Annotated in this window: 8 protein-coding genes and 1 tRNA gene; 2 read left to right on the top strand and 7 right to left on the bottom strand. The window is 48.8% G+C overall.

Annotated elements, in window-relative coordinates; genetic code table 11:
- Window positions 1-68: 68 nt before the first annotated feature.
- From clpP to MARGE09_RS11875, 7 genes are all read right to left on the bottom strand, one after another.
- The gene (clpP, locus tag MARGE09_RS11905; protein ID WP_236982177.1) at window positions 69-713 is read right to left on the bottom strand and encodes an ATP-dependent Clp endopeptidase proteolytic subunit ClpP; all 645 of its coding nucleotides are present in this window, start codon (window positions 711-713) and stop codon (window positions 69-71) included.
- Between the two features lie 173 nt (window positions 714-886).
- Entirely contained in the window at window positions 887-2,206 is a 1,320-nt protein-coding gene (gene tig, locus MARGE09_RS11900) for a trigger factor (protein WP_236982175.1), read from the bottom strand.
- 58 nt (window positions 2,207-2,264) lie between these two features.
- Window positions 2,265-2,349 (bottom strand) — tRNA-Leu (locus MARGE09_RS11895).
- 228 nt (window positions 2,350-2,577) lie between these two features.
- Window positions 2,578-3,756, bottom strand: a complete 1,179-nt coding sequence (fadA, locus tag MARGE09_RS11890; RefSeq protein ID WP_236982173.1) for an acetyl-CoA C-acyltransferase FadA — start codon at window positions 3,754-3,756, stop codon at window positions 2,578-2,580.
- Window positions 3,757-3,770: 14 nt separating this feature from the next.
- Window positions 3,771-5,927, bottom strand: a complete 2,157-nt coding sequence (fadB, locus tag MARGE09_RS11885; protein WP_236982171.1) for a fatty acid oxidation complex subunit alpha FadB — start codon at window positions 5,925-5,927, stop codon at window positions 3,771-3,773.
- Between the two features lie 239 nt (window positions 5,928-6,166).
- Window positions 6,167-6,751 (bottom strand): XRE family transcriptional regulator, encoded by a 585-nt coding sequence (locus tag MARGE09_RS11880; RefSeq protein ID WP_255711637.1) that lies wholly within the window; start codon window positions 6,749-6,751, stop codon window positions 6,167-6,169.
- A gap of 6 nt (window positions 6,752-6,757) precedes the next feature.
- Window positions 6,758-8,683, bottom strand: coding sequence for a beta-ketoacyl synthase (locus MARGE09_RS11875; RefSeq protein ID WP_275068719.1), 1,926 nt, complete (start codon window positions 8,681-8,683; stop codon window positions 6,758-6,760).
- Window positions 8,684-8,818: 135 nt separating this feature from the next.
- Between MARGE09_RS11875 and MARGE09_RS11870 the strand changes: the two genes are divergently transcribed.
- Both MARGE09_RS11870 and speA read left to right on the top strand, forming a co-directional pair.
- Window positions 8,819-9,817 (top strand): GlxA family transcriptional regulator, encoded by a 999-nt coding sequence (locus tag MARGE09_RS11870; RefSeq protein ID WP_236982166.1) that lies wholly within the window; start codon window positions 8,819-8,821, stop codon window positions 9,815-9,817.
- A 230-nt stretch (window positions 9,818-10,047) separates the two neighbouring features.
- On the top strand, window positions 10,048-11,967 hold the full coding sequence (gene speA / locus MARGE09_RS11865; RefSeq protein WP_236982165.1) for a biosynthetic arginine decarboxylase: 1,920 nt from the start codon (window positions 10,048-10,050) through the stop codon (window positions 11,965-11,967).
- Window positions 11,968-11,981 lie beyond the last annotated feature (14 nt).

Genomic DNA, 11,981 nt, shown 5'->3' with positions numbered 1-11,981 from the left:
AATGCAAACCAATTTAATTTAATCTGCAAAAGTGGCCCACCCCAGCACCTTAAACATCTGGCACCAAACTATTTTGCCGCCACTGGTTGACGATCCAAAAGAACCTCATCAATCAAACCATAAGCCTTAGATTCTTCGGCACTCATGAAATTATCGCGCTCAGTGTCTCGCGCAATCTCTTCCACGGATTTCCCAGCATGAGAGGCCATAAGCGAATTCAAACGCTCACGAATCTTCAAGATCTCTTGCGCATGAATGTGTATATCACTGGCTTGCCCTTGCGCACCACCAGAAGGCTGGTGAATCATTACCCTCGAATTAGGCAAACAGAAACGCTTGCCCTTTTCCCCGGCCGCAAGCAAAAACGCCCCCATGCTGCAGGCCTGCCCTATACACATGGTGCTCACATTCGGCTTAATAAACTGCATTGTGTCGTATATCGACAAGCCAGCGGTTACAGAGCCGCCAGGAGAGTTAATGTATAGGTGAATATCTTTATCTGGGTTTTCAGCCTCAAGAAATAGAAGCTGAGCGACGACCAGGTTGGCCATATGATCCTCAACCTGCCCAACCAAAAAAATCACTCGCTCTTTTAACAAACGCGAGTAAATATCGTACGAGCGCTCACCGCGCGCAGTTTGCTCAATGACCATTGGCACCAAGGCTGCGCTAGGATTTGAAGACACCACCCCTTGAGTATCAATTATAGACATAGCTTGTTATTTTCCTTGTTTCTGCGACTCGACCCTTTTAGCCAAGTCGGATTTAATTAATGCTTACCTAAGAAGCTTAACCCGAGACTTAAAGATATGCCAGAAAAGAAAAAACCCCACCAAAGCCTACCGAGCCTTAGTGGGGTTTTCGAAAATATCGAGTAGATTAAGAATTAAGCAACAGCGCCTTTTTGCTGACCAATTAACTCTTTATAAGGCACGGTTTTTTCCGTAACGGCGGCGGATTCAACCAACTTCTCAACAACCTGCTCTTCCAAAACCGCAGCTTCAACACCCGCTAATAATTGCTCATTACCAAAATAATAATTCACAACACTCTGCGGATCTTCGTAAGTTGCAGCCAAACCTTCAATCATCGCCTTAACGCGATCCTTATCAGCCTTCAAAGATTCTTTTGTAACAACCTCGGAAACCAACAAACCCAAGTGGGTGCGCTTCTTAGCCTGCTCCTCAAACATACTGTCAGGGAAGATGGTGCTCAAATCGAGTTTTTCACTCAACTGGCCGTACTGCTGCGCCATCTGATTGCGCAATGCGTTAATTTCTGAAGCCACAAGCGCCTTTGGCACCTCCAGCTCATTTGCAGCAACCAGCGCATCAAACACCTGGGTTTTCAAGCTATTCTTAGCAGCTTTATCTTTCTCATTTTCCATATTTTCGCGCACTTCTTTGCGGAACTGCTCTTCACCGCCTTCAGCAACACCGAAAATTTTGAAAAACTCATCATCAACTTCTGGCAATTCCTGCACCTGAACAGCCTTTACAGTTACAGCAAATTCAACTGCCGCACCGCGCAACTCTTCAGCCTGATAATCCTCAGGGAAAGTCAAACTTAAAACACGCTCTTCGCCAGCTTTAACGCCAACTAAACCAGACTCAAAACCCTCAATCATCTGACCAGAACCTAACACCAAGTTTTGATTCTCAGCACTACCACCTTCAAAGGCCTCACCATCTTTAGTGCCCGTAAAATCAATAACAACCTGATCGCCATCAGCAGCGGCTTGCTCAGCATCGATCCACTTAGCCTGACTCTTACGCAAAGTATCAATCATATCTTCGACATCAGCATCAGTGATTTCTGCGCTCAATTTTTCAACCGCAACACCCTCAACACCATTAAGCTCAACATCTGGGTAAACCTCAATAGTCGCAACAAACTCAACATCTTTGCCCGCATCCATTTGCTTAGGCTCAATGCTAGGCTGCCCAGCTGGGCGGAGCTTTTCTTGCGTTACAGCTTCGTAGTAAGAGCGATTAATCGCATCACCAAGCACTTCCTGACGAACGCCTGCGCCAAAGCGTTTTTTCACAACGCTCATGGGTACCTTACCCTGACGAAAGCCATTAATTCTTACGGTCTTTGAAGCCTGCTGTAGACGCTTATTGACTTCTTGATCGACCTGCGCAGCAGGGATGCCAACCGTCAAACGACGCTCTAAACCGGACGTTGTCTCAACAGAAACTTGCATGATATGCCTCATTACCAAAAACTGGGGAAATTATGTGAAATGCGAGCTTAATAAATCATGGTGCGGTCGGAGAGACTTGAACTCTCACGCCTTGCGGCACTGGAACCTAAATCCAGCGCGTCTACCAATTCCGCCACGACCGCCTATGATTTATCACTCGTCTAAGCTAGGAAGTATGCAAGCCAAAAAGGCCTAACCCTTTGATTCTTATAAGAAAAAAGAGCCTTCTGCGTACCCGCCTTAGCGAGGGGTGCAAATAGTGCCATAGCACTTTAAGTGTTTCAACTTTTTTTTACAAAAAACCGCAAAAACCTGAAAATAAATCTGTTGCGCCTGCAAAGCAGGCGCAAAACGTACAACAAACGAGCAATTTAATTAAGGCGCTCAACTACTGTTGTTATACCCTGCCCCAGGCCAATACACATGGTCGACACACCCAATGTTGCCTGCTTGTCTTGCATAACACTTAAAAGCGTACCTGTAATGCGAGTACCAGAACAACCGAATGGATGCCCTAACGCAATTGCACCGCCGTACAAATTCACCTTGCTATCCATAGCATCAAGCAAAGATAAATCTTTCAATACTGGCAAAGCTTGCGCAGCGAAAGCCTCATTAAGCTCAACAATATCGATATCCTCAATTTTTAACCCTAAGTCAGCCAACGCTTTTTGAGTAGAAGGCACTGGGCCATACCCCATGATAGACGGGTCGACACCAACAACCGACATACCAACCACCTTCGCAACAGGGCTCAAGCCCAGCTCTTGGGCTTGTTGATATGACATCACAAGCATCGCCGATGCGCCATCAGTTATTTGCGAAGACGTGCCAGCCGTTACCGTTCCGCCTTTAGGGTTAAATGCCGGCTTGAGTGTCGCCAATACTTGCGCCGTTGTTTCTGGCCTTATTGTTTCATCATTGCGCACAAGCATTGGCGCCCCGACCTCATCCAACCCCTCTAGCGGGATGATCTCGTGCGCAAACTTGCCCGCCTGCGTCGCCGCAGCCGCAAGCTGGTGCGAACGCGCGCCAAAAGCGTCCATCTGCTCCCTTGATATACCATGCAGTAATGACAAGAATTCGGCCGTTATACCCATAGAGCCTGCGGCTTTCGCGACCGACAAGCCCATAAGGGGGTTAGGATCGACCTCTTTATTCATGTCAATATGGCCCATGTGCTCAACGCCACCCACCAAATATACATCGCCGATACCCGCTCGAATATTCGCTACCGCCGTATGTAATGCGGACATTGAAGAACCGCAAAGCCGATTAACCGTTTGCCCTGGCACAGTATGAGGAATGCCCGCACGCAGCATGCTATTACGCGCAACATTAAATCCCTGCTCACCGCGCTGCATAACACAACCCCAGATAACATCATCAATATTTGCAGGGTCAAGCGCCTCATTGCGCCCCAGCAAAGCCTTCATCAATAAGCCGCTCATTTCATCAGCTCGAAGATTTCGGAAGCAACCATTTTTTGAGCGCCCCATAGGCGTTCGCGCATAGTCCACAATTACAGCGTCTCTTGGATTAATTCCCACGTCGAACCCCCTTCTTATAGCTGTGAATAAAAAGCTGTGCCGTCAGCAAGCTTCTTTTGCATGTTTTCTGGTAAGGCATAAAGCGGCCCTAAGCCTTCGTGCGCCTTGGCCATCGCTGCAAAATCAGCAATGCCAATCTCATCAATCCAGCGCAACACCCCCCCCCTAAACGGAGGAAAGCCCAAGCCATACACAAGCGCCATATCGGCTTCAGCAGAAGTTTCAACCACCCCCTCCTGCAAACAGCGCCCAAGCTCCGTAGCCATAGGCACCATCAACCTTGCGATAATTTCCTCATCACTAAACTCACGCAAAGGCGCACAGTGGGGTGCCAATAAATCAAAACTGGTCGCATCCGACTGCTTAACAGGCTTGCCTTTTTTATCTTTGCTGTAAGTATAAAAACCTGAATTGTTTTTTTGCCCATAGCGGCCAGCCTCAAACAAAATATCTGAACACGCTTTAAAGCTTTTAGCTAAACGATCAGGGAAGCCCTCTGCCATAACGGCCTCGGCATGCACTCCGGTATCAATACCAACCACATCCATTAAGTAGGCCGGCCCCATAGGCCACCCCCAACGCTCCATCACTTTATCTACATGCTCAAAGTTAGCGCCATCGCGCAACAGCATTGCAAAGGCGGCAAAATAAGGAAATAACACGCGGTTGACCAAGAAACCAGGGCAATCCCTAACAACAATGGGCTTTTTACCTAACGCTTGCGCATAAGCCACTGTGGTCGCAACTGCGTCATCACTTGTTTTTTCACCGCGAATAACTTCAACAAGAGGCATAGCATGTACAGGATTGAAAAAGTGCATGCCGCAGAAACGCTCTGGCCGTGCCAAACCGCTGGCCAATAAATCTATTGAAATAGTTGAGGTGTTGGAACACAGCACGGCGCTATCGTTTAGCTGCGATTCCGCTTCAGCCAACACAGCCTGTTTAACCTTAGGGTTTTCGACCACCGCCTCAACAACGATATCTACATTATCAAATTGACTATAACTCAACGTCGGCTCGATTCTATTCAGCGTTGCTGCCATATCGGCTGCCGATATACGCCCCCGCTCAAGACGTTTTTCAAGCAGCGCTGCCGCCTCCCCCAAGCCTAAATCGATACCGCTTTGCGCAATATCTTTCATTTTAATGGGGATGTTTTTTACCGCTGATTGATAAGCAATGCCCCCTCCCATAATGCCCGCACCAAGCACAGCAGCACGCTTAACGGAGCTAGTTGCAGATTTCGCCATAGACTTTGCTTTTTTGCCAATAAATTGGTCGCTAAGAAATAAGCCAACTAGCGCTCGCGCAACACTATTTGATGCCAGCTTACAAAATGCTGCCGTCTCTATTTCCAAGGCTGCATCACGAGCAAGCTTAGCCCCTTCCTGCATTGTTTTTATCGCTTTTACAGGCGCTGGGTAATTACGACCCGCCTTGCCCGCAACAAACGCTTTTGAGGATTCAAACGCTAGTAGGGCCTCAGTATCATTCATCGCTAGCGGGCTAGTTTTTTGCTCCCGACGAGAAATGTACGGCAAGTCGCCCGCGAGTATACGGTGCACAACCGCTAAAGCCGCACCTTTCAATTCAGCGGGAGCCACTACACCATCAACAACACCAGCTTTTAATGCGGCCGCCGCTTTGTTTTCTTGTCCGCTAGCAATCCACTCGACCGCGGTATCAACCCCAGCAATACGCGGCAAACGCACCGTGCCGCCCCAGCCGGGTAAAATCCCTAATTTTGTTTCCGGTAGACCTACCTTGGCCTCGGTACTCATTACGCGGTAATCGCAAGCTAAACACAACTCAAAGCCGCCACCCAGCGCATAACCATTAATTGCCACCACTGTTGGCAACTTAAAGTCTTCGATGCGTGAAAAGAGATCGCGCGTTACCGACACCAACTTAAATACAGCATCTGGACCCTGCGCAAAAGCAGGTTCGAATTCCGCAATATCAGCCCCCACAATAAATACCGGTTTAGCACTAGTAATGAGTACCGCTTTTACTTCACTTACAGCTTCTATCACATCCAGTGCTTTCGCCAACTCTACAACTGTTCGCCCATCAAACTTATTTACTGACTCACTTACTGCATCAAATTGCAGCTCTGCGATGCCACCGTCGAGAACAGAAACGTTTACCGCTTCTCCTTGAAAAATCATAGCGACTCCTGCTTTTTAGAGAATGGAGTTGATTGATTACCGCAAATAGAGTCGTTACAAAAAATGAAACTACTTGCGCCACACTGAAATTAACGCGCTAAGCATACCACTTAAGCCACACGATTTACGGGCCTGCTTATCCAGCAAGTATGGTTCACGTTAGCACGCTTTGAAAGTGGCAATTTCGACGTGACCTTATGGTGATTTACTGCGCTTTCTGCAAGCGGGCTCGACGCATGTTATACGGGAGGGGCAGCCATAAATGGCGTTAGCAATAAGACTTCAGAGGCCTGATCTGCCGCGATAAGTGTAAATGGGCGCTCCGACGGCACGCAGGCCGCATCCCCCGCAAGCAAAGAAACCGTATGCCCTACAACAGCTATCGAAACATCTCCAGAAACCACATACACCCGCAGCCACGGCTGGCTAGCGCCGCCCCCTTGCGTATATGAATCACCATGAGATACCGACAGTATGTCGGCATATTCAAGCACCCCGTGAGGCAAAATTTGAACGCGATGAAAAGTTGCGGCTTTATCATCAAAACTGTAAATACCTGCAGTACCGGCAGCTAACGGCAACAGCGGGGCACCGCCTTCAGAGCGCACCAATATCGGGGGGAATGGCTCGCTAAACATTAAGGTCTGCAAATCTATGCCAAAAGCTTCGGCCAGCTTTTGCACAGTTTGTATTGACGGGCTGGTATTTCCCTGCTCTATCTGCGATAACGTTCCGTTTGTAATATCGGCTCGCCTCGCCAGCTCACGCTGCGAAAAGCCCCACATTTTTCGCCACTGCGACAGCCTGTTGGCTAGCTCCCTCACGAAAAGCTACTCGGCCAAATCATCAAAGCTAGCATCGTCACCCAGCTTTACGGGCAATTCAAAACCGGGCACCTTCACTTCACCTTCCCCCCACTCTAAAGCAGCCTCATCAATGAGATGCTCACCAAAGCTATAAATCGCCTTCAAATCGCCTTTTAAGGCAGATTCATCATAAACGGCAGCTGCTGCGCGAGTATTTTCCAGCTTAGCCTGATACGCAGACCAAGCTTCCGAACCATGCCGACGCTGCAACCACTGAGAGACCGTCGCCGGTGCTACAACTGTTGCCGTTGCGTTATTGCCACCAAAACCTTTGGAGTTCAAGAAAGCCACTTGCGCGTTATTCACCCCAAGCTCTTGATCCTCACAAGAAATACCCAAACGGCTGGCAAGAACATCATCCGCCACATGATCAATCGTCTTAATACCCGGCAAAATACCGTGTGCAAAAACACCAAGCGTATTCATCATCTGATCACCACTGGCAGGCCCCAAAGAATGACCAACATACGATTTGACCGCAGCCACAGGCCAGCGATCAATGCCAAAGTGGCGCGCGACCTCATCGAAAATACGAGACTCTGTCACTCGATTTTGCGGCGTACTCGAACCGTGAGCCTGCACAAAACTGCTAGAGCGAATTGCTTTATCGCCCAATAAACGCTGTGCCAAGCCTACAGCACGCGCCATCGTTAAATAGTTACCAGGCCCTGGCGCCGAAATCGATTTTTTATAACCATCAGCATGAACAAACACCCCCGGTACAGCGGCATAAATATCGGCGCCAAGCTCCAATGCCAACGCATCATCCATTAGCAAAACATACTGACCAGACTCAGCAATTGTAAAGCCACAGTTTTCGCCAAACGGACGACTCGCACGGCGATAATCAATTGTCCCGTCAGCCAACACCCCTTCTGGCAAACGCGCAATTTCTGCATCGGTGGCAAGCGCACTCATCGCACTGTAGCCATCAATAACCTCGGGCAGGATAGGCGCTTCAGCACTCCCTACCATTACAACTCGGCGCCGACCAGACTTAATATCTTCGGCGGCTGCATTTAAGTTATACAAAAAAGTGGCGCAAGCGCCGGTAACACCGCCTGTAGAACCAATACTGCCAAGCACATAAGCATTAACAAAGTCTGCGGGCATGGTATTCAAGCCCATCGCCAACTGCTTTGACGTTACTCGCACGCCATGGCCGCGCGCCTGCATCATGCCGCCAAACCCGGTACCATCTAGCTGGCTCATTACACTGGAGCTATATACAGCGACTTCATCCGGGCGCACTGCGGCCACCACTTTCTGCCAGCAGATCCCAAGACTGTTCACCGCATCACTGGCAGCCAATACCGACAGTTGCAGCCCTTTAGGATGATGCAAAGAGCGGTAGTGGCTACCCGGATTGAAGCCAGAAGGTAACTGGCCCGCAGCTTGCACCGGCATAGCGCTAGTATGTAATGCGTGCGCCTGCACAGCAGAAGCAATAGCTAAGGTCACTTCACGACCATTTTCTTCAACAATACTCCACCCCTCGGGTAATACTTCCGGTAGGTCTCGTTTTGCAAGAGTAATAATATTTGGCGTTTCAGCAGAACCTGCTAGCGTGATCTTTTTACCGAAGTTAACCGACTCAACATCAAAATAGCTGCTCTCGATTTTTCGAACTAACGAACCGCGCTCTACCGCTACCTTTAACTTGGCATAATCGTGCACCGGATCGTACTGACCGCCGTCAGCCCAGTGATAATCGCCGTCTCGCCACTTAAGTAGGCCCATCAAGCTCGCCAACGCAAAGCAGTTTTTGCGCTGCTCGACCTCGGTTAGGCTGCCAAAAATAGTACGCTTATACGCGTGATGAAAAGAGCTGCGGCCAGCAGCGTTGAAACCGCCAAAGGCGGTAATTACTGGGAGTCGAGTCACAAACATTACCTAAAAATTCACTAAACGCGCGAAGTGTATGCTTGTAGCTCCTACATCAACAGGTCATAATGGCCACAAATATAACCATTCTAGCCAAACCAGCCACCCCTCTCGACTCTTGCATTAACCGCCAACCGCCTCATGACATCAATAACCTTTGTATTATGCCCAAACATGCTGGCAACTAGCGTGACCTTACCGCTAGAAATGCTGCGTGCAGCATGGGAAATGGCCAAAGTGAAATCGCCTAAGCAGGCTCCGCTAGCCATTAGCTTTCGCAGTGAACAAGGGCTTCCCGTCGAGACCCACACAGGGTTAACCCTCCCTGCTACAGCCTTAGACGAACCGCTTGCCGCAGGTAGCCTTGTGTTTTTACCTGCGCTCTGGCGCAACCCCGTCAACATCATCGAGCAACAAGCAAAAACTAGCGCCTGGCTAAAGGACATTGCGCCACATCACACCATTGCTGCGGTGGGCACTGGTGTATGTTTACTGGCCGAAACAGGCGTGCTCGACCACAAGCCCGCAACAACACACTGGCACTTCTTTAACGCATTCGCTCGCCGTTACCCTAATGTACAACTTAAAAGAGACCTCTTTATTACTCGGCATGAACGCATATTCTGTACGGCAAGCATTAACGCACTAGCTGAGCTAACCGCTTTTTTTATTCAAGAACGGTTTGGCTTACGTATTGCGCAGGCGGTAGAACGCAACTTCTTCCACGAAATAAGGCAGCCTCTCACGCAGGCCGGGCTGAATATTATTAACCCTGCAACCACCAATGAGTTAGTCGCGCTAGCAACGGCAACGCTAGATGAGCAACTGCTCAACGCGATTCAAAATCAATGCCAGCCCGCACTCAATATCAATGCGCTAGCCAGCTCGCTGAGCGTGAGCGTACGCAGCCTTAATCGACACTTCAAAACTGCGCTCAACGTCTCGCCATTGCAGTATGTGCAAAACAAACGCATGGGCATTGCAAAGGACCTGCTAAAAACGAGCAATCTATCCATTGCCGATGTTGCCAACCACGCCGGTTTCCAAGATCCACAGCACTTCAGCCGACTCTTCAAAAAGCTCTACCACATACCGCCAAAACAGTATCGTGAAACAGTGCGCAGCAAGCTATTTACTTAAGCGAAAAAAAGTCTTGTTATTACTGTTTTCCTGTAGCCAACTTTATAGAAATCTGCGATAGTTCGCGCCGATTTCAGTGGTAAACAAACACTCGCCCAAGCACCGCAAAGAACAATAGATCACAGTCGCTTTGGGCACTATTGCTCACTAAGTAATAGCTCAAAAAGTGTCGATAAGGCACTTCCTCACTAACCAGTTCAGCTCGACACACAACACAGGGTTTCCTTGAATTGAATACAAAATCTCGACCGCTTTGGTCTGCCGACGATTCGGCAGAACTTTATGCTATCAATGAGTGGGGCGCAGGTTACTTCGCCATCGATGAAAACGGCGAAGTCGCCGTTTCCAGCACCACAGAAAACAACGTTAAAGTGCAAGCTTCGGTACTCGATATCGTACGCCAATCGCGTGAGCGTGGCCTTGATGCGCCGGTGCTTATCCGCTTTGAAGACTTACTCGCTCAACAGATAAAGCGCCTAAACGAAGCTTTTCGAAAAGCGATTAAAGATAGCAATTACCAAGGCGAATACCGCGGAGTATTCCCTATTAAGGTTAACCAGCAGTGCCATGTTATTGAGGAAATTGCTCAAGTTGGCGCGCCCTACAATCACGGCCTAGAAGCAGGCTCAAAGCCCGAACTTATTATCGCTCTATCGACCCTTGAAAACCGCGACGCTTGTATTGTGTGCAACGGCTACAAAGACCAAGAGTTTATCGACCTGGGCCTGCAAGCATGCAGCATGGGCTATAAAGTCTTTTTCGTAATTGAGACACCCTCTGAATTACCGATAATCTTAGAACGCAGCCGAGCATTGGGCATCAAGCCTATGATAGGCGCCCGCGTTAAGCTTGCATCTATGGTAGGCGGCCACTGGAATGCAACCAGCGGCGACCGCAGTATTTTTGGCCTTTCAACAGCACAATTGATAGAGCTGGTCGATAATTTAAAAGCCGAAGATATGCTAGATTGCTTGCAGCTACTGCATTATCACTTAGGCTCGCAAATACCGAATATTCGCGATATTCGCACCGGCGTGCTCGAAGCCTGCCAAGTGTATATGGACCTAGTGCGCGAAGGCGCCTGTATGGGTTACCTTGACTTAGGTGGCGGCCTTGCCGTTGACTACGATGGCTCAAAATCCAACTACGTGCATTCGCGCAACTATTCGCTTGATGAATACTGCGCCGATATTGTCGACGTTTTAATGTCGACGCTAGACCCGTTCAACATCGCCCACCCAACAATTGTGACCGAATCGGGCCGCGCTACCGTGGCCTATTCGTCGCTATTGGTATTTAACGTTTTAGATGTCGCAACCTACGAACCCGGCACAATTCCAGAGCAAATACCCGCCAGCGAAAACACCATGATTCACAACTTGGTGGACTTAATTAGCAGCGCCAACGAGCGCAACATTCAAGAATGCTACAACGATGCCGTTTTTTATCGCGATGAACTACGTGAGCTTTTTAAGCGTGGGCAAATTAATTTGCGCTCGCGCTCATTAGCTGAAAACCTATTTCTTGCCGTTATGCAGCGCATTCTTGCAATAGCCGATGACATGCCCCGGGGATTAGATGAAGCTGAAAAGCTCAAAGAACAGTTATCCGATATTTATTATTGCAACTTTAGTCTGTTTCAATCGCTACCCGACATGTGGGCCATCGACCAAGTCTTCCCGGTTATGCCCTTGCACAGACTAAACGAAGAGCCGACTAGACAAGCAATTATTGCTGATATCACTTGTGACTGTGACGGCAAAATAGATCGCTTTGCCGACCGCAGAGGTACACGTAAAACCATCGCCTTGCATGAACAAAAAGCCGATGAGGAATACTACATCGGTGCATTTTTAGTTGGCGCCTACCAAGAAACCCTTGGCGACTTACACAACCTTTTTGGTGATACCAACGTTGTGAGCATTCGGTTTAACGACGACGGCAACTATGAATTTATTCATGAAATAGAAGGCGATAGCATTGCTGATGTATTGAGTTACGTGGAGTATGACCCGCGCACAATGCAAGACCGCTTCCGCCGCAACGCCGAGCTTGCTGTTCGCGAAGGGAAAATCACCGCTGCAGAACGCCTTAAAATTATGAATGCTTTTAGCGATAGCATGCGCGGCTACACCTACTACGAGCGCTAACTTCAACCAAACAC

Origin of the sequence: Marinagarivorans cellulosilyticus (assembly GCF_021655555.1) — a bacterium.
GTDB classification, from domain to species: domain Bacteria; phylum Pseudomonadota; class Gammaproteobacteria; order Pseudomonadales; family Cellvibrionaceae; genus Marinagarivorans; species Marinagarivorans cellulosilyticus.
This window is presented reverse-complemented; position numbering and strand designations above follow the sequence as displayed.

What these genes read in the sequence shown, in the direction of transcription:
- clpP (WP_236982177.1), bottom strand. Translation starts at nt 713, where the DNA reads ATGTCTATAATTGATACTCAAGGGGTGGTGTCTTCAAATCCTAGCGCA.
- MARGE09_RS11875 (WP_275068719.1), bottom strand. Translation starts at nt 8,683, where the DNA reads ATGTTTGTGACTCGACTCCCAGTAATTACCGCCTTTGGCGGTTTCAAC.
- MARGE09_RS11870 (WP_236982166.1), top strand. Translation starts at nt 8,819, where the DNA reads ATGACATCAATAACCTTTGTATTATGCCCAAACATGCTGGCAACTAGC.
- fadB (WP_236982171.1), bottom strand. Translation starts at nt 5,927, where the DNA reads ATGATTTTTCAAGGAGAAGCGGTAAACGTTTCTGTTCTCGACGGTGGC.
- tig (WP_236982175.1), bottom strand. Translation starts at nt 2,206, where the DNA reads ATGCAAGTTTCTGTTGAGACAACGTCCGGTTTAGAGCGTCGTTTGACG.